Source organism: Streptomyces sp. BBFR25 (assembly GCF_044590125.1).
GTDB lineage: Bacteria > Actinomycetota > Actinomycetes > Streptomycetales > Streptomycetaceae > Streptomyces > Streptomyces canus_D.
The window spans coordinates 6900282-6917565 of the sequence record NZ_CP172447.1 but is presented as its reverse complement, the minus strand read 5'-3'; the positions used below and the strand labels follow the sequence as shown (position 1 = coordinate 6917565).

The following is a 17284-nucleotide window of genomic DNA, read 5'->3' as shown; positions in this document are numbered from 1 at the left end:
CTTCATCGCTCACTGAGGGGCCTTCCGGTCGGATGGGGTGGCCAGTTGAGGGGCGGCGTCTGAAACGGGACTCTCGCCCGCCAGGCCGAACACCACTCTAGATTGAAATGATTATCATTTCTAGACTTCACATCGTAGTCACACAACGGGCCTTGGCACCAGGGCCCGATACCGACGGAGAGAGGGCGGAACCACATGGTCGAGAAGCAGATTGGCTGGTCGGAGGCGGAAGCAGCGCGCTACCGGGCCGTCGGCCACTGGCAGGGGGTCACCTTCGGTACCCGCCTGCGTCAGGCGAGCACCGACCATGGGGGCCGTGTCGCCCTGGTCGACGGGGACCGGCGGTGGACCTATACGGATCTGGACACCGAGGCCGACCGCGTCGCCCACGGACTGCGCGCGCTCGGTATCGAGCGGGGTGACCGCGTCGTCGTCCAGCTCCCCAACCGCGCCGAGTTCGTACTCGTCTGGTTCGGACTGCAGCGCCTCGGGGCAGTCCCGGTCCACGCCATGCCCGGCCACCGGCGCCGGGAGATCGGTCATCTGGTGCGCGTGTCGGGTGCGGTGGCCTGTGTGGTGCCCGACCTGCACGCCAGGTTCGACCACCGGGAGTTGATGCGCGAGGTACGGGCGGAGCAGGGGCCGGGCGGCTCGCTCCGGACAGTCGTCGTGGTCGGCGATCCCGGTTCGCAGAGCGGCTTCGTCCCGTTCGAGGCACTGCGGGCAACCCCGCTCCCCGTGCCCGGTCGTACCACGCCGGACGCCCTTCCGGCGCCGGTGTCCGACGACGGCGGAGCGGGCCCCGCCGACGTCGCCCTTCTGCTGCTGTCCGGCGGCACCACCGGCCTGCCCAAGCTCATCCCGCGGACGCACGACGACTACGCCTACAACGCCCGCGCCTGTGCCGAGGTCTGCGCCCTCGACGAACGGACCGTCTACCTGGCGGTGCTGCCGGTCGGGTTCAACTTCACCTTCGCCTGCCCCGGTGTGCTGGGCACCCTCATGGCCGGGGGGACCGTCGTACTCGCTCCGGATCCCAGCCCGCAGACGGCGTTCGCGCTCGTCGAGCGCGAGGGCGTGACCCTGACCTCCCTGACCCCGCCGCTCGTCACCCACTGGGTGGACGAGGCCGCCTCCGGTTCGTGGGACCTCAGCAGCCTTTCGGTGGTGCAGGTCGGCGGGGCGCGGCTGCCGGAGGAACACGCCCGCAAGCTCGGTCCGGCGCTCGGGGCGACCGTGCAGCAGGTCTTCGGCATGGCGGAGGGACTGATCAACCTCACACGCCTCGACGACCCCGAGGACCTCGTCTGCGCCACCCAGGGCCGTCCCGTCTCCCCCGACGACGAGATCCTGGTGGTGGACGCCGACGGCGGGCCTGTGCCTGACGGGGCGGCGGGCGAACTGCTCACCCGGGGCCCGTACACGTTGCGCGGCTACTATCGCGCCGAGGATCACAACCGCACGGCGTTCACTCCGGACGGCTACTACCGCACCGGCGACGTGGTGCGTCGGCTGCCGACCGGACACCTCGTAGTAGTGGGCCGCATCAAGGACCAGATCAACCGCGGCGGCGAGAAGATCGCGGCCGTCGAGGTGGAGGAGCAGCTGCTCACGCATCCGGCGATCACGGCCGCGGCGTTGGTGGGTGTGCCGGACGAGCGCCGGGGCGAGCGGACCGTCGCCTTCGTGGTGTGCGACGGCGAGGCCCCCGGCGCGCGGGAGGTGGCCGCCCACTTGAGGGAGCGAGGGCTGGCCGGATACAAGACCCCGGACGACGTCGTCCAGGTGACCGGCCTCCCGCTGACCGCGGTCGGAAAGGTCGACAAGGCCGCGCTGGCGCAGACACTGCTCCGGCCGTAAGGCGTGTCGCGAAGGAGCGCCCACTGGGCGGGGCGCTCCTCCCGACGACCGTAAGACGCCGCTCATTCCCGGCTACTCCGGCACGGTGAGGGCGGGACCGTCCTCGCGGGCGAGCAGTCCTCGGCTGACGGGGTGCTCGGGGTCCACCAGCACGCGGTCAGCAGGACCGGCTTCGACGACCCGGCCCGCGTCCAGGACGACGACCTGCTCAGCGCGGGTGGCGACGGCTGTCAGGTCGTGCGTCACCATGACGACCGTCAGGCCCAGTGTGCGCCGCAGCGAGTCCAGCAGGTCCAGGACCTTGTCCGCGGTCTCCGGATCGAGCGCCGAGGTGATCTCGTCACAGACGAGAGCACGCGGCTCGGCGGCCAGCGTCCTGGCCAGTGCGACGCGTTGGCGCTGCCCGCCTGACAACTCCCCGGGCCGGCGCGTCAGTACGTCGGCTCGCAACCCGACCAGTCCCAGCAGCCGTACGGCCTCTTCGGACGCCTCCCGGGCCGACCTGCTCCGCAACCCCCTGAGTGGGCGGGTGAGCGCGTCGGCCACGGACTCGCGCGGGTTGAGGGCCCCGCGGGAGTCCTGCGCGACGAGTTGCACGGCAGCCCCGCGTCCGCGCGGCGCGCTTCCCTCACGCCACTCGACGCTCCCCCGTACCGGCGGGTGCAGTCCCACGAGACATCGGGCGAGGGTGGTCTTCCCCGAGCCCGACGCACCCACGACGGCGGTGCAGGAACCCGCCGGAACGGTGAGGGAGACATCGTGCAGCACGCAGACCCGCCCGTGGACGGCGTGCAGACCCCGTGCGGAAAGCCCGCCCGAGGCGGCGAAGCCCGCGGCAGTGTCGCGGGGGGCCGCGGAGCGGCGGGCGGTGACCTCGGGGATTCTGGAGAGCTGGACGGCCGACGCCGCCCCGGGCTTCCGGCACGCGATGATCCGGCCCTGTTCCAGACGGATCACGTCGTCCGCCACGGACGCGATCCACGCCGGGTCGTGGCTGACCAGCAACGCGGCGCGGTCCCCCTCGGAGAGGGCCTCGGCCAGCAGACCGCGCATGCCGTCCGCAAGGACCGGGTCCAGGCCGCTGGTGGGCTCGTCGAGGACCAGCAGGCTGGGCCGGCCTGCCAGCGCCAGGGCGAGGGCGACCCGCTGGGCCTGTCCCCCGGACAGTTGCCGGGGCAGCCGTCGCCGGAACGCTCGGTCGGCCGGCAGCCGCACGGACGACAGCAACTCCCCGACCCTCGCGAAGACGTCGGCTCTCCCCGTCACGGACGAGCGCAGCCGCACCGCCTCGGCGATCTGCGTGCCGATCCGAAGCGCGGGGTTGAGTGACGAGGCCGGGTCCTGCCCGAGGAACGACACCACCCGGCCGCGCAGCCGGCGGGCATCCGCCCGGTCGAAGGGATCGAGGCCGGCCACCCGGACGGTTCCGCCGCGGATCTGCAGGCCAGGGCGGACATGACCGAGCAGACTGTGCGCCAGGGTGCTCTTGCCCGATCCCGATCTGCCGACGATCCCCAGCACCTGCCCGTGCGCCACCGAGAAGCCGACGTCGTGCACGACGGGCGGCCCACCGGCCGTGGGGCCCAGCGTCAGGGCGTTGGTCTCCGCGAGCCGACCGGCGCCGAGGAGGGAAGCGGTGGCACGGCGGCCGGTCATGCGGCTCCCCTCCCCACGGTGTCGGCCAGCCGCCCGGCCAGCAGGCCGACACAGACGGACAGCAGCACCAGCAGCAGCGCCGGGGCGAGGAACGGCATGGCGGCCAGCGTCGCACCCGGAACGTTCTCACTCACCATGCGCCCCCAGTCCGGCATCGCCCCGCCCGGTCCAAGGCCGAGGAACCCCGCGGTGGCAGTGAGGTGGAGGGAAGCGACCAAGCGCAGGGCGGTGTCCATCAGCGCCGGTCCGGCGATGTTGGGCAGCACGTCGTGGCGCAGTACGGCCCGCCGCGTGTCGCCCCGGGACCGGGCGGCCTCGACGTACCCGCTGCTGAGTACCGTGTCCGCCGCGGCGCGCAGCACGCGGGTCGAGAACGGGGCGGTGGCGAGGGCGACGGCGGCCACCAGGGCCGTAGCGCTGCCGGGGAACCCCGCGGCGAGGACGAGGACGACCAGGAGAGCGGGGAGGACGGCCAGGACGTCGACGCAGCGGAGCAGCAGGTCGCCCAGTCGGCGGGAGACCATGGCCGCCAGAACACCGGCGGCCAGCCCGACGGCTCCGGCCGCGGCCGTACCCGCCAGCGCGGTGAACACGATGGTGCGGCCGCCGCTGAGCACCCGGCTCAGTACGTCCCGGCCCAGCACGTCTGTGCCGAGGAGGAACTGGCCGTCGGGCTGCTGGAAGGGCGCGGCGAGCTGCGCGGTGGGACTGTGCGGAGCGGCCAGCGGTCCCAGCAGGGCGAGCAGGAGGACAAGCAGGGTGCCCGTCCCGGTGAGCAGTGGTGGCCGGCGACGGTGGAGGGGGCCCGTCCGGGCGGTGCGTGCCCGCCTCCCCGATGGTGTGAGGACGGTCGTCATCGGCCATGTCCTTCCCGCGCGCCCAGCAGGCGGGCGCAGATGTCACCCGTCAGCAGCACCGCGAGCATCACCCCGGCGAGTACCGTGGCGATGCCCTGCACCATGGGTATGTCCCGTGCCGCGACGGCCAGTTGTAGTTCCCTACCGATGCCCGGGTAGTCGAAGACGTTCTCCACCACCACCGCCGAGCCGACCAGCGCCCCTGTGGTGAGAGTGAGCGCGTGGACGGCGGGACCCGCCGCGTTGGGCAGGATGTGGCGGACAGCGAGCCGTACTCCGCGTACTCCGTTGAGCCGTGCGGCTTCGCAGTACGGTGTGGCCGCCGCGTCCGCGACGGAAACCCGCAGAAGCCTGGTGGCCACCGCGAACCCGACTGCGCTGAGCGTCAGTACGGGCAGGATCAGCGCCTGCGGCACATCGAGGGGCGTACCTCCCAGGGGGATGACGGACACACGCGGCAGGAGCTCCAGCCACACCGCCAGTACCGCGACGAGCAGCGCGGCGATGACGAACTCCGGTACCGCGGCGAGGACCTGGGCGGCCGTCGAGACGAAGCGGTCGGCACCGCCCCCGCGCAGTCCGGTCCACAGGCCCAGGAGCGCGGCCAGTGGCGCGGTGACCGCGAGCGTCAGCCCGGCGAGGAGCAGGCTGTTGGGCAGGCGAGTGGCCAGGACGTCGGTGACCGGCCGCTCCCCCACGAAGCCACGGCCCAGATCCCCCCGGACCGCGCCTGCCACCCAGTCCGCGTACCGTTCGGCGGCCGGCCGGTCCAGCCCTAGTTCGGCGCGGACCTCGGCGCGCTGCGCATCGGAGGCGTCCATCCCGGCGACCGCGCTGACCGCGTCGCCCGGAAGGACCGCCGTGGCCGCGAAGATGGCGGCCGACAGCACGACGAGCAGGACGGCCGCCCCCACGAGGCGACGGCCGACGAACGCGATCAGGCTCACGCCAGCGACGCCTGCGAGAAGCCGGGGAACTGCTCGAAGAGATCGTCACGTATCCCGCGGACCCCCTTGGCCTGGGCGTTCAGGTTCGGCTTGAAGACCGGCAGCACCTGGTTGCCCTCCTCCCAGCGCTTACGCTGCGCCTGCGTTCCCAACTTCCTGGCCTCGGCCTGGTCGCTCTCGGCGCGGGCCTTCGCCACGAGGGTGTCGGTCGCGGACTCCTTCCAGCCGAACGCCGACGGCGATCCACCCGCCGTGCTCATCTGGTAGGTCGAGAGTGCGGGGATGGGCATCTGGTACGAGCCCGCCAGCGGCAGCGCCGCGTAGGCGGGGAAGTCCGCGTAGAGCTGTCCCGCCGGCAGTTCACGCACCGACGCCCGGACACCGACCTTCTTCAGGTCTTCGACGAAGAGGGTGGCCATCTCGACCATGCCCGGCGTCTCCGGCCCGGTCGTCAGCGCGACCTTCATCCCCTCGGCTCCGGCCTCCTTGAGCAGCGCCCGAGCCCGCTCGGGGTCGTGGGCGCGCTGGGGCAGGCCCTCCGCGTAGTCGGGGAAGCCGATGGAGGGCAGGTCGTTGCCGACTTCGGCGTTGCCGTAGAACACCGTGTCCACCATGGCCTGCCGGTCGACCGCGAGCTTGAACGCCTCGCGCACTCTGGGGTCGTCGAAGGGCTTGACCTTCATGTTCATCTGGAAGGACAGGCCGACCAGGTACGGGCTCCTCGTGGGAAGGAGTTCGACGTTCCCGTTGTCCCCGAGTGTGCGCGCGGTGACGGGTGAGAGGTCGTGTGCGAAGTCGATCTCCCCGCCGGTGAGCGCTCCGGCCCTGGCGGTCGAGTCGGCGATCGACCGCAGCTCCAGTCCGTCCAGGTGGGGTACGTGGCCGTAGTGGTCGTCGTAGCGCTCGAACGCCGCACCCTGGCCGGCCGTGAACTCGGTCAGCCGGAAGGGGCCGCAACTGGGCATGCCCTTGCGGAAGTTCTTGGTGCCGTCCTTGACCACCAGGAAGTTTCCCTGGCAGAGGATCATGCGACCGTCGGCGATGGGCCGCAGGGTGGGCAGTACGACCTTCAGGTCACCGTCGGCCTTGGCGTGCGCGAGGTCGAAGTTGGCGGCGGCGAGCCGGTACACGGGCAGTTTGCTGTTGGCCGCGAGGGCGCTGAGGGAGTGCAGGACGTCGGCAGCGGTCAGCTCGGAGCCGTCGGTGAAGCGGACGCCGGGCCGCACGTGCAGGGTGTAGGCCGACAGATCGTCGGCGATGTCGATGCCCTTGAGCACGCCGTAGCGCACCCCGTCGGGCCCGCTGGGGTCCAGGTTGCCCAGGGTGCCGTGCCAGGCCCGGGCACGCACCAGGTCGAGAGCGGACGGGCCGTTGAAGAAGTCGAGCGTCTCGGAGGCGCCGCCTCCGACGAAGGCGGCCCGCAGCGTGCCGCCCGAGCGGGGCGACGAACCCGGTCCGGACTTGCGGTCGGACGCGGTCTCGTCGGTGGAGCACGCCGCCAGCAGGCCGGGGCCCACCGCCATAGCCGCGGCGCCGGCGGCACCACGGCGGAGGAAGGCGCGGCGATCGATCTGTCTGGACATGCTTCTCCTTGACGTTCTGCTGAGCTGATCAAGAAGCCGTGGCACATACACGGCGTGTGAAGTAGGACCCAACGGGAGACGGCGACCGGCAGGTCAGCAGCGCTCGGCGGCACGACGTACCGCTTCCGTCACGTCTGGGCATCTGGAGCGTCCCGCAGCACTCGTGGACTACCACGATGCTCGTGGACTACCGCAAGGCCAGGGCGCCAGCCGGGCAGGCCCACACGGCCTCACGCACCGCGTCCGACTGGGACGCGGGAGGCTCCCCGTCCAGGACCAGCACGAGCCCCTCCTCTTCGTCCTGGTCGAAGACGCTCGGCGCGGCGAGCACACACTGCCCCGCCCCCACACACCGATCCCGCTCGACACTGATCTTCCGGGCTTCGGACGCCCGGCCTGCCACGGTCATGAGGGCCCCTCCCTGCCGCCGTCCACGCGACCACCTGTTCGACAGTGAGACAGTAGTCGGCAATGACTTCCATATTCAACTAGCGCCGCAACTCCGGCCGCGGGCACCCCGGGGCTCCATCCGCCAAAGCCCCACCCGTTCTTGAATCTCTTATGGAAATGATTACCATGTGCGTCATCACTTTGGAGGTGGGCAGCCTGCGCGAAACATCCGCAACACAGCTGCCGGCCCCGTTGCGTCCGACACGCCAACGGACGGCCGTGATGACCGCACTGCACCAGCGAGCCGGCTTCACCTCCGCGCAGGAGTTGCATGAAGCACTGGAAGCCGACGGCATCACCATTGGTCTGACCACGGTGTACCGGACTCTCCACGCCTTGGAACGGTCTGGACAGCTCGACGTCGTACGGGAGAAGAGCGGGGAGCGGCTGTACCGGCCCCGGCCCGCCGACGGACACCGCCACTATCTCGTCTGCCGTGACTGCGGCCTGAGCGCAGAGGTCGAGGCCGGCGTGGTCGAACGCTGGGCGGAGAGCGTCGCCGAAGGCATGGGCTTCACCGAGGTCGAGCACACAGTGGAACTGACCGGTGTCTGCGACAGGTGCGGCCTCACTCGGATCACTCCGGGCCCGGGCTCCGCGGAGCAGCGCGCTTGAACAGCGTCCAGCTCGCGACCTGGTGACCTTGCGGACGCGGCCGAGCGGGTCGTAGGTGGTGGTCGTGACGACGCTGTCCGGCAGGAGTGCGAGGCCGGCCTGAGGCGTCTGGGGCTGGACCGGATCTCGTCCACCAGCTCCGCCAACGTGCCCCAGGAGTCCTCGAGTCGCCCCCTCGCCGCCCGGGCCCGTCTCGGCGCCCGGCCCCTTGGACCGCGTCGGCGGTCACGCGGTTCCGGGACGCCGTACCGGCTCGCGGTCGTGCGCTCCGCCTCCGGTCAGGCCACCAGGTTGACCGGGATGCTGTCGAAGCCGCGGTTGCCGAGGCCCGGGTGGCGTACCGCCTCAGCGGCGGGCTCCACCTTCGGGAAGCGGGCCAGCAGCCGGCCGAACACCACCTCGGCCTGGAGCCGGGCCAGGTGCGCGCCCAGGCAGTGGTGGATGCCGGCCGCGAAGGAGAGGTGGCCGTTCTCCTTGCGTGCGACGTCGAAGGCGTCCGGGTCGTCGAAACGCTCCGGGTCGTGGTTGGCGGCGCCGAGCATCATCATCACGCCCTGGCCGGGCTTGAGGTCGGTGCCCGCGAAGCTGAGCGGCTCCAGCACGGTGAACACGTCGAACTGGGACGGCGAGTCGAAGCGCAGCATCTCGTCGACCGCCGAGGGCAGCAGCCCGGGGTCCTCGGTCAGGCGCAGCCGCGACTCCGGGAAGCGGAACAGCGCGTCGAGTCCGTTGCCGATGAGGTTGGCGGTGGGCGTGTTGCCCGCGCCGAACAGCAGCAGCGCGGTGGCGATCGTCTCGGTCCGGTCCAGCGCATCGTCCGAGGTGCTGGCGAGCCGGCTGAGCAGGTCGTCCTGCGGGCGCTGCTGCCGCTCGGCGATGAGGCCGCCGAGGTAGGTGGCGAGGTGTGTCTGGGCGGCGACGCCGCGGTTGATCTCCGCGGGACCGGAGGCCGGTTCCATGAGCAGGCCCAGCTCGTGGATGACCGGGACCAGTTCGGCCCGGTCGGCCTCCGGGATGCCGAGCAGGTCGCCGATGGTGCTGACCGGCAGCGGCATCGCGAGTTCGGTCATCAGGTCGGCGCCGGGGCGCTCCGCCAGCCGGTCGAGGAGGCCGTCGACGCGCCGGGTGACGCCGTCGCGCAGCGCCTCCACGTGCCGTCCGGTGAAGGCGGAGCTGACGATCCGTCGCAGCCGGGTGTGCTGGGGCGGGTTGGTGAGGATCATGCTCTGCTGCATCAGCTCCATGACGCCCCGCAGGTCGTCCTTGGAGACGTCCTTGAGCTGGAGCTTCAGCCACTCGTCGCCCTTGCCGAGCGAGCGGTTGCGCAGCGCCGCGTTGCAGTCGGCGTGCCGGCTGAGCACCAGGGTGCCGTCGCCGGTGAGCAGCGCGGGCGCCGTGTCGCGGAGCTGGTGGTAGAGGGGGTAGGGGTCCTCCACCGGTTGCATCATGATCGTGTAGAAGAGCTGTTCGGCTTCGGCGTCGGCGCGAGCGACGACGGGCTCCGCGGGGGGCCTGCCGGCCATGAGTTCTCCCTTCGCTGTTCGGAGGATGCGGGGTGGTCAGCTGTCGGTGAGCTGTGTGCGCAGCTGGTGCTTGAGCACCTTCCCCATCACTCCGCGGGGCAGGGCGTCGACGAGCTGGAAGCGGGTGGGGATCTGGTGCGGCTCGAGCCGCTCGGCGAGGGCCGCCCGTACGGCGGGCAGGTCGTCGTCGGCGAGCACCAGGACGGCCGCCAGTTCGACCCGGTCGGTGCCGGCGACGGGCACGCCCAGTACCGCGGCCTGTTGGACGCCGGGGCACTCGTACAGCGCTGCCTCGGTGTGGATGGTGGAGACCAGCTTGCCGTCGACGGTGACGGCGTCGGCGGCCCGGTCGAACAGGTGGAGTTCGCCCTCGCTGTCCAGGTAGCCGAGGTCGCGGGTGCGGGTCCAGTCGTCGGTGAGCTGCTGGTCGCGCTCGGCGCCCTCCAGGAAGAGGCGCTTGGGCGCGCCGCAGCGCAGCCAGATCTCGCCGATCTCACCGGTGGCGACGGGGTTGCCGTCGGCGTCGGCGACCAGCAGTTCGGAGCCCTCGCCGGGGCGGCCGACGCAGAACGGCCGGGCCACGTCGAACGTGGTGGCGATCACCGCGGGAACCGCCTCGCGGGCCGCGTACACCGAGGTGACCCGGGCGTTGGGCATCATCCGCTTCAGTGCGGAGGCGGTGGCCGGCGGCAACGGGGCGGAGGCGGTGGCCAGTGTCTCGACGCAGGACAGGTCGTGGGTCTCGTGGATCTTCCCGGCGACCATCTGGATGCCGATCCACGGGGTGAACATCACCGAGACGATCTGGTACTGCTCGATCAGTTCGGCCATGCGGTTGACGTCGTTGACCGGGCAGAGAACCAGGGTCGCCGGGTTGGTCAGGGCGATCGCCATGGTGGTGGCGCTGGAGGTGGTGCCGAGCGGGATCGGGGCGAGCAGCGGCTTCGGCTTGCCGAGTTGCTTGAAGCCCTCGGGGCCGCGGCCGAAGGTCAGGTTGCCGTGCGGGGTGGCGATCGCCTTGGCCAGTCCGGTGGTGCCGGAGGTGTAGAGGATGTCGGCCAGGTCATCGGGCCTCAGCTCGGCCTTGACGGGGGTGGAGTCGCCGCTGTCGACCTCGTCGACGCGGGCGGCCCAGCCCTCGAAGCCTTCCGGCACCGCGACGTCATGACCGCGGATCAGGCCGGTGACCTGGCACTGGGATATCCGGCGGTTGAACTCGGCGGCGGAGATGTCCCTGTGCATGTGCACCGCGGTGGCACCGGCGTTGACGATGCCGAGGTAGGCGATCGCGTAGTCGATCCAGTCGAGGCCGCCGAACAGCAGGGCGATCCGCTCGCCGCGGGTGGTGCCCCGGTCGAGCAGGCCGCGCGCGACGGCGTTGGCCCTCTCGTACCACTCGCCGTAGCTGAGTGTCCGTTCGCCGTTGATGTTCACGACGATCTGGTCGGGATGGATCTCGGCGCGCAGCCGGAGCAGGTCGGGAACGACCAGCGCGGGTGTGGCGACGGACATGTGCATACCCCCAAGGCCCTGGGATTGTCGGCGGGCCGACGCTACCCAGGGGGCCCGGCCGCCCGACGCGCAGGATTGAGCAGCTGAGGGAATCGGTGGAGACGGCCGTGCGGTGGTTCGGGGGACGCGAAACGGGCCCGCCGCGGCTGCGGCGGGCCCGTGGGCCGGGGCGGGTCAGCCCTGGCTGATGCAGAACGGGTGGCCGGCCGGGTCCAGGAAGACCCGCCAGCGCTCGCCGCCGGGCTGGGTCTCCGGCTTGGCGGCGCCGAGCTCCCGCACCCACTTCTCGGCCGCGTCCAGGTTCTCGGCGGAGAAGTCGAGGTGGAACTGCTGCGGGACGCTCTGCCCGGGCCACTGCGGAGCCTGGTAGTCGGCGACCTTCTGGAACCCCATGGCCGGGCCTCCGTCGCCGTCGAGGCCCGCGAAGTCGTCGGACTTGTAGGAGATCTTCAGACCGGTCAGTTCCGAGTAGAACTCGGCCAGCTCGGTGGGGTTCGAACAATCGAGGGTGACACCGTAGTACTTGGTCAGCGCGGGCACGCCATAACTCCTTCGGGCGGGGACATGGATTCAGATGTGACCGAAACACTGCGCACGACATCCGTCGGCTCGGATCAGGGATCGGCCAGCCGATAATGACACGATTTCAGAACTGCCGTGGCCACAAAGGGCAATGTACGAGACCTCCCATTCGATTCGGCCGAAGTGTTCGAGGCTTGGCCGCTTGCCGAAAGCCACACGTGTTCTCCGGCGGCCGGCTCGGAACGCGCGAGAAGGGCCCCGGAATGAATAACCGCACTCGACCGTCGACCGGGGCATGCCGCCCACCTCGGGGCTAGCCCTGCAGCTGGGCGAGCAGTTCGGGGGTGTAGAGCTCGGAGACCGGGCGCACCCCGGCCACCGTGTCGAAGTACCGCTGGGTGAGGTCCTCGCTGGTGCCGACCGCCCGCAGCAGTGCCAGGCGCTTGTCGCGGGCGTCGGCCTGGGCGACCAGCAGGGTGCCCTGGTACGGGGGCGTCAACTGGGCGACCAGCTCGGTGCCGTAGGCCTCCAGTGCGGCGGTCAGCCGGACCTCGTCGTGCAGGTCCCCGGCGATCGCGTCCACCAGCAGTTCCGCCTGGAGGAAGGCGTCGCCGATGCCGCGCGCGGTGATCGAGTCCTTGTGGTGGGCGGCGTCGCCGACCAGCGCCCAGCCGGGGCCCGAGGTTTCCCGGAAGTAGTTGCGCTGGTCGCCGGTGCCGCGCAGCCGTTCGGTTCGCTCGGCTCGTTCCATCTGCGCGAACAGTGCGGGGGCATTGACCTTGACGCCCTCCAGGTAGGCGGCGTAGGCGTCGGTGCGGACCTCCTCGAAGCGGTCCTGCGGGAAGTACGCGGAGATCAGCACCGCGTCGTTGGTGGGGACGGCGGAGATCCAGCCGCGTTCGCCCTCGTACAGCTCGAAGTCGGTCTTCGGGCCGTCCCAGAAGGTGTAGTAGGCGCAGGTCAGCCGCGGGTGTTCGACGGTGGTGCGGGCGCCGACCAGCTCGGCGACGGTGGACCGCATGCCGTCGGCGCCGACCACCAGCCGGGCGCGTTCGACGGTGGACCGGCCGCCGGAGGCGGTGCAGCGCACGCCGACCACCCGGCCGTCCTCGACCAGCAGTTCGTTGACGCCGCAGTGGTCGCGGAACTCGACGCCGGCGGCGACCGCGCCCTCGACCAGTATCTCGTCCAGCAGGTGGCGGCGGGGGGCGTACGAGGCGTGCACCGTGCCGTTGGGGCCGGCACAGCCGGCCAGGCGGACGTCCTCGATCTCGTAGACGGTCCGGTCGAGCGGTGGACAGCCGGTGGCCTTGACGGCGTCCAGCAGGCCCCAGCGCTCCAGGCGGGACACGCCGGGTTGCTGTATGTACAGCGTGGAGAGGGTGTCGGTCCGCAACGCCGCCCGGTCGAGCAGCAGGACCCGGTAGCCCTGCCTGGCGAAGAGCATGGCCGTCGGCCCGCCCGCGCATCGCGCGCCCACCACGATCACGTCCCACTCCACGACGAGCCACCTCCCGCACCGGTCCGGGCGTGCACGGTCTGTGCCGCGCCCACTTGCGGGTCCGACCGTACGCAGCGCGGGAGTCCGGCTCCGCCCACTTTTGAGCGTGCCGCGGCGGTGGCGGCGACCGCGAACGACCGGGCGTCGGTTGTCATGGCATCCCCGCCAGAGCGACAAGTGAACACTTGCGTTCCCAATTCGCCGCACGGTAGGGTCTCAGATTAGTGAACCAAGTAGTACCTTAATTGCAGGTCGAGGTGCCGATGACCGAGCCGGACCCTTCCCCACGCACGGCCTCGGCACGAAGGGCGGGCCGCCGCGGCGGCACGACTCCCGCCCTGCTCGCCGTCGCACGGCTCATGGCGGTGCTCGACGGGTTCGGCAGGTTCGAACCGCCGGGGCGCGATCGTCCCGGCGTACGGCGTGGCCTGCCCGGGCCGTACGATCCCGCCGGCCGCGGAGGTGACGCCGGGGAGCGGGACCCGGTACCTCTCGACGTCGGCGGCCTTCGGCGCCGCCGCACCCTTCGCTCCGGACGCGAACCCGGGTGCGAACGCACCGATCCGCTTCGCCGCGACAGGCCGCGCCCGGGGCGGGCCTCGACGGGTCCGGCTCCGTTGCCGGATCGCGGACGTCTCCGCGCTGCGGCGAGCGATCCCGGAACGGGGCCCGGAGCACGGCCCGGAGGGCCGGGAGTGTCCGGCCGGCTACCGGTCGGCGAGTTCCTGGCGCAGGACCCGCTTGAGCACCTTGCCGGTGATGCCGCGCGGCAGCGCGTCACGGGCCTCGACCAGGACGGGCAGCTGGTGCGGGTCGAGCAGCCCGGCGAGGAAGTCGGGCAGTTCACCGGCGGCCGCCGGATCCTCCAGTACCACGACCGCGGCCGGGCCCGAACCCGCGGCGACCACCGCGGCCTCGCGGACCGCCGGGTGCTCGTAGAGCGCGGCTTCGACGGCCACCGAGGAAACCCGCACCCCCGCACCGTCGACGAGGACGTCGTTGCCGCGGTCGAACAGGTGCAGCCAGCCCTCCTCGTCGAGGTGGCCGAGGTCGCCGGTGCGGATCCAGCCGTCGATGCGCACCTCGGCGTCCCGCCGGGCGTCCAGGTAGCGGCGGTCGGGCGCGGCGGAGCGCAACTGGATCTCGCCGACCTCGCCGAGCGGCAGTTCGGTGCCCTGGGCGTCGGCGATCCGGACCTCGGTGCCGCGGGCCGCCCGGCCGAGGGTGCCGGGGCGGGCCGGGTCGAAGGTGTTGACGACCACCGCGGGGACGGCCTCGGACTGCGAGTACGCGGTGTTCAGCTCCGCGGCGGGGAACAGCTTCAGCAGTCCGCGGCTGAGCGCGGGGGCGAGCGGGGCGGAGGCTATCGCCACCCGCTCGACGCAGCTGAGGTCGTGGCGTTCGCCGATCCGGGCGGCCAGCATCCGCATCGCGATCCACGGGGTGATCATCACCGAGCCGATCCGGTGAGTGCTGATCAGCTCGGCCATCCGCTCCACGTCGTCCACGGCGACCAGCACCAGCGCCGACGGCGAGGTGACCGCGATGATGGCCACCGTGGTGGCGCTGGAGGTGGTGCCCAGCGGCATCGGGGCGAGCAGCGGGGTCGGGTTCTCGAACTGCAGCAGGCCCTCGGGGCCGCGCCCGAAGGTGAGGTTGCCGTGCGGGTTGGTGAAGGCCTTGGCCGGCCCGGTGGTGCCGGAGGTGTAGAGCACGTCGGCGATGTCCTCGGGGGCGAGTGGCACATCGACCGGCGTCTCGTCACCGCTGTCCAGTGCGGACAGCTCGGCGCTCCAGCCGGTGAAACTCGCGGGCGGGCGCAGCGGGCCGCCGTGGATCACCCCGACGACCTGGCACTCCGCCAGTCGGCGTTCCGTCTCGCGTTCGCCGAGCCGGTCGCTGAGGTGGACGGCGGTGGCGCCGACGCCGAGCACGGCGAGGTAGGCGACCGCGTACTCGGCCCAGTCCATGCCGCCGTACAGCAGGCCGATCCGGCGGCCCTTGGTGACACCGGCGGCGAGCAGGCCGTGGGCGGTGCGGTCGACCCGGCGCTGCCAGTCGCCGTAGTTCAGCGCGTCGGCTCCGTCGATGTTGAGTGCGACACGGTCCGGATACCGTTCGGCCCGCCGGCGCAGCAGATCGGTGACTCGAACCACGGTGCTCGCTCGTTCCATGTCGGCTCCTCCACCGCAGGGCTGGAAATGCCACGCTACGAAGCCGCCGTCTCGATATCTGCTCAGAATTGCGCGACTGCCGGGGTGCCCCCGGCATATCGTCGAGAGGTTGGCGAACCCAGCGCATTTATTCGGACCGACCGGAGAGAGTTGATCATGACTGAGATTGCCAAATCCGCGTGGGAGACCTCCTCCTGGGAAGAATCCAACTATTTCGAGCCCGCGGACGGTCCGCCGCTTATCCGCGCCGATGTGAAGCGCGTCTTCCACGGTGATGTGGAGGGCACCGGCGAGGCGGTCCTGCTGTGCTGCCGCCCGGACGAGAAATCGGCCGGATACGTCTCCACCGAACACATCGTCGCCACTCTCGCGGGGCGTTCCGGCACCTTCGTGGTGCAGCACGGCGCGTCGATGGGCGACGACCGGCCGCAGACCCTCGGGTTCGTGGTCCCGAACTCCGGCACCGGTGGCCTGACCGGCCTGAGCGGCACCTGTGCCTTCGGTCATGACGAGGAGGGGAAGGCGTACTTCCGCCTCGAGTACCAACTGCCGTGAGACGACGCCGGCCCCGCACCGGCCACGGCCGGCGCGGGGCCGTTCCGCGTTCAGCGCGCGATGATCTCCAGGGCCACCGCGGGTCGGCCGCCGAATCGCCGGCCGACCAGCTCGGCGAAGGCCTTCATCGGCTCGGCGACGCTGGTGACCGGCGGATTGAGGCCGCCCAGGTAGGCGCTGTGGGCCTCCAGCGAGGCGATGCCCGCCTCCAGGTGGTCGGTGACGTCGACGGCGTGGGTGGGCTGCGGGGAGTTGGCCATCGCGACGTGGGTGACGCCTCCCCAGGGCTCCAGACCGAGGTCCTCGAAGATCCACCGGTTGCCCGCGTCACCGACGGCGTCCAGGAGGGCGTGCGCGGTGTGCCGGTGGTCGGGGGTGTTCCACTTGCCGGTCGAGGTGGTCTCCCGGCCGTTGAAGCCGAGGATGAAATCGGGTCGGTGGCGGCGGATCGCGGCGGCCATGTCCCGGCGCAGGCCCAGCCCGTACTCGATCTCGCCGTCGCGGTAGTCCATGAACTCGACCTCGGACACCCCGACGATCTTCGCGCTGGCCCGCTGCTCGGCCTCGCGGACCACCGCCGACTCGGCCGGGGCCAGGCCGTCGATGCCGGCCTGGCCCCTCGTCACCAGGAGGTAGGTGACGCTCTTCCCGGCGGCCGTCCAGGCGGCGACGGCACTGGAGGTGCCGAACTCGATGTCGTCCGGGTGGGCGACCACCGCGAGGGCGCGGTTCCAGTCGTCGGGCAGGCTCTGCAGATCCTCATCGGTCATCGTGACACTCCCGCGGTTGGCAGCTGACGGTTGGTCGGTGCGGTCGGCCCGAGGTGGAGGTCCGCCCGGATCTCGTCGAGCAGGCCGGCCGCGTGGTCCTTGAGGTAGAAGTGGTCGCCGTCGAACTCGCGGATCCGGAAGGCGCCCGCGGTGACCTGCGCCCAGGCCGCCAGCTCGGCCGTGTCGGCCTCCGGGTCGTCCCGCCCGACGAACGCCGACACCGGGCATTCCAGGCGGGGCGCGGGCAGCGGCGTGTAGGTGTCGTTCAACTCGAAGTCGGCCCGTAGCGTCGGCAGGAACAGCCGTACCAGGTCGGGCTGTTGCAGCACGTCCGAGGGGGTGCCGTTGAGCCGGGCCACCTCGGCGAGGAAGTCCGCGTCGTCGAGCCGCGCGTAGGACGCCCGGCGCGAGGGCAGGTGCGGGGCGCGTCGGGCCGAGACGAACAGCCGTACCGGGGCGGGCAGACCGAGCGTCACGAACCGCCGGGCCAGTTCGTAGCAGACGGCGGCGCCCATACTGTGCCCGAACAGCGCGTAGGGCCGGTCGATCTGCGGCGCGATCAGTTCCGCCAGTGGGCCGATCGCCTGCTCCATCGTCACGTACGGCAGCTCGCGGATGCGGCTCTCCCGGCCGGGCAGCACCACCGGGCGGACCTCTATGCCGGGGGCGAGCGCGGCGCGCCAGGGGTGGAAGAACGCGCCTCCGCCGCCGGCGTGCGGCAGGCAGAACAGCCGGATCTCCGCCTCGGTCCCGCTCACG

15 protein-coding genes are annotated in these 17284 nt (G+C 71.6%); 3 read left to right on the top strand and 12 right to left on the bottom strand.

Features of this window, described 5'->3' with window-relative positions:
- Window positions 1–195 precede the first annotated feature (195 nt).
- Window positions 196–1860, top strand: coding sequence for a (2,3-dihydroxybenzoyl)adenylate synthase (locus ACGH52_RS31365; RefSeq protein ID WP_399944190.1), 1665 nt, complete (start codon window positions 196–198; stop codon window positions 1858–1860).
- Window positions 1861–1932: 72 nt separating this feature from the next.
- Here ACGH52_RS31365 and ACGH52_RS31360 read toward each other — a convergent pair whose 3' ends face one another.
- The 5 genes from ACGH52_RS31360 to ACGH52_RS31340 form a co-directional block, all read right to left on the bottom strand.
- Window positions 1933–3516: an ABC transporter ATP-binding protein gene (locus ACGH52_RS31360; protein ID WP_399944188.1), complete on the bottom strand. Its 1584-nt coding sequence runs from the start codon at window positions 3514–3516 to the stop codon at window positions 1933–1935.
- The gene (locus tag ACGH52_RS31355) at window positions 3513–4373 is read right to left on the bottom strand and encodes an ABC transporter permease subunit (RefSeq protein WP_399944185.1); all 861 of its coding nucleotides are present in this window, start codon (window positions 4371–4373) and stop codon (window positions 3513–3515) included. Before ACGH52_RS31355 ends, ACGH52_RS31360 begins: the two co-directional genes overlap by 4 nt.
- Window positions 4370–5320 carry an ABC transporter permease gene (locus ACGH52_RS31350; RefSeq protein WP_399944182.1) on the bottom strand — a complete coding sequence of 317 codons (951 nt, stop codon included), beginning with the start codon at window positions 5318–5320 and terminating at the stop codon, window positions 4370–4372. The genes ACGH52_RS31355 and ACGH52_RS31350 overlap by 4 nt, the downstream gene beginning before the upstream one ends.
- The gene (locus ACGH52_RS31345) at window positions 5317–6903 is read right to left on the bottom strand and encodes an ABC transporter substrate-binding protein (RefSeq protein WP_399944179.1); all 1587 of its coding nucleotides are present in this window, start codon (window positions 6901–6903) and stop codon (window positions 5317–5319) included. Before ACGH52_RS31345 ends, ACGH52_RS31350 begins: the two co-directional genes overlap by 4 nt.
- 187 nt (window positions 6904–7090) lie before the next feature.
- A complete protein-coding gene (locus tag ACGH52_RS31340) occupies window positions 7091–7312 on the bottom strand; it encodes a ferredoxin (protein WP_399944176.1) in 222 nt (73 codons plus the stop codon).
- A 152-nt stretch (window positions 7313–7464) separates the two neighbouring features.
- Between ACGH52_RS31340 and ACGH52_RS31335 the strand changes: the two genes are divergently transcribed.
- Window positions 7465–7968 (top strand): Fur family transcriptional regulator, encoded by a 504-nt coding sequence (locus ACGH52_RS31335; protein ID WP_399944173.1) that lies wholly within the window; start codon window positions 7465–7467, stop codon window positions 7966–7968.
- A 278-nt stretch (window positions 7969–8246) separates the two neighbouring features.
- On the opposite strand, the gene ACGH52_RS31330 is transcribed toward ACGH52_RS31335, so the two are convergent.
- The 5 genes from ACGH52_RS31330 to ACGH52_RS31310 all read right to left on the bottom strand — a co-directional run bounded on the left by ACGH52_RS31330 (window position 8247) and on the right by ACGH52_RS31310 (window position 15200).
- Window positions 8247–9491: a cytochrome P450 gene (locus tag ACGH52_RS31330; protein ID WP_210974906.1), complete on the bottom strand. Its 1245-nt coding sequence runs from the start codon at window positions 9489–9491 to the stop codon at window positions 8247–8249.
- A 36-nt stretch (window positions 9492–9527) separates the two neighbouring features.
- Window positions 9528–11003, bottom strand: coding sequence for a class I adenylate-forming enzyme family protein (locus ACGH52_RS31325; protein ID WP_121704536.1), 1476 nt, complete (start codon window positions 11001–11003; stop codon window positions 9528–9530).
- A gap of 174 nt (window positions 11004–11177) precedes the next feature.
- Window positions 11178–11543 (bottom strand): VOC family protein, encoded by a 366-nt coding sequence (locus tag ACGH52_RS31320; RefSeq protein WP_238697006.1) that lies wholly within the window; start codon window positions 11541–11543, stop codon window positions 11178–11180.
- 295 nt (window positions 11544–11838) lie between these two features.
- Window positions 11839–13026 carry an NAD(P)/FAD-dependent oxidoreductase gene (locus ACGH52_RS31315; protein WP_399944168.1) on the bottom strand — a complete coding sequence of 396 codons (1188 nt, stop codon included), beginning with the start codon at window positions 13024–13026 and terminating at the stop codon, window positions 11839–11841.
- 707 nt (window positions 13027–13733) lie between these two features.
- Window positions 13734–15200 carry a class I adenylate-forming enzyme family protein gene (locus ACGH52_RS31310; RefSeq protein WP_210974908.1) on the bottom strand — a complete coding sequence of 489 codons (1467 nt, stop codon included), beginning with the start codon at window positions 15198–15200 and terminating at the stop codon, window positions 13734–13736.
- Window positions 15201–15356: 156 nt separating this feature from the next.
- Here ACGH52_RS31310 and ACGH52_RS31305 point away from each other — a divergent pair, with 156 nt between their 5' ends.
- A complete protein-coding gene (locus tag ACGH52_RS31305) occupies window positions 15357–15755 on the top strand; it encodes a DUF3224 domain-containing protein (RefSeq protein ID WP_157901380.1) in 399 nt (132 codons plus the stop codon).
- Window positions 15756–15805: 50 nt separating this feature from the next.
- Here ACGH52_RS31305 and ACGH52_RS31300 read toward each other — a convergent pair whose 3' ends face one another.
- A complete protein-coding gene (locus tag ACGH52_RS31300; protein ID WP_059300314.1) occupies window positions 15806–16525 on the bottom strand; it encodes a PIG-L deacetylase family protein in 720 nt (239 codons plus the stop codon).
- Window positions 16522–17283: a thioesterase II family protein gene (locus tag ACGH52_RS31295; RefSeq protein ID WP_059300315.1), complete on the bottom strand. Its 762-nt coding sequence runs from the start codon at window positions 17281–17283 to the stop codon at window positions 16522–16524. Before ACGH52_RS31295 ends, ACGH52_RS31300 begins: the two co-directional genes overlap by 4 nt.
- Window position 17284: the final 1 nt, after the last annotated feature.

Coding starts and splice junctions, on each gene's coding strand:
- ACGH52_RS31305 (WP_157901380.1), top strand. CDS start 15,357: ATGACTGAGATTGCCAAATCCGCGTGGGAGACCTCCTCCTGGGAAGAA.
- ACGH52_RS31340 (WP_399944176.1), bottom strand. CDS start 7,312: ATGACCGTGGCAGGCCGGGCGTCCGAAGCCCGGAAGATCAGTGTCGAG.
- ACGH52_RS31325 (WP_121704536.1), bottom strand. CDS start 11,003: ATGTCCGTCGCCACACCCGCGCTGGTCGTTCCCGACCTGCTCCGGCTG.
- ACGH52_RS31335 (WP_399944173.1), top strand. CDS start 7,465: ATGGAAATGATTACCATGTGCGTCATCACTTTGGAGGTGGGCAGCCTG.
- ACGH52_RS31310 (WP_210974908.1), bottom strand. CDS start 15,200: ATGGAACGAGCGAGCACCGTGGTTCGAGTCACCGATCTGCTGCGCCGG.
- ACGH52_RS31345 (WP_399944179.1), bottom strand. CDS start 6,903: ATGTCCAGACAGATCGATCGCCGCGCCTTCCTCCGCCGTGGTGCCGCC.
- ACGH52_RS31355 (WP_399944185.1), bottom strand. CDS start 4,373: ATGACGACCGTCCTCACACCATCGGGGAGGCGGGCACGCACCGCCCGG.
- ACGH52_RS31300 (WP_059300314.1), bottom strand. CDS start 16,525: ATGACCGATGAGGATCTGCAGAGCCTGCCCGACGACTGGAACCGCGCC.
- ACGH52_RS31360 (WP_399944188.1), bottom strand. CDS start 3,516: ATGACCGGCCGCCGTGCCACCGCTTCCCTCCTCGGCGCCGGTCGGCTC.
- ACGH52_RS31330 (WP_210974906.1), bottom strand. CDS start 9,491: ATGGCCGGCAGGCCCCCCGCGGAGCCCGTCGTCGCTCGCGCCGACGCC.
- ACGH52_RS31365 (WP_399944190.1), top strand. CDS start 196: ATGGTCGAGAAGCAGATTGGCTGGTCGGAGGCGGAAGCAGCGCGCTAC.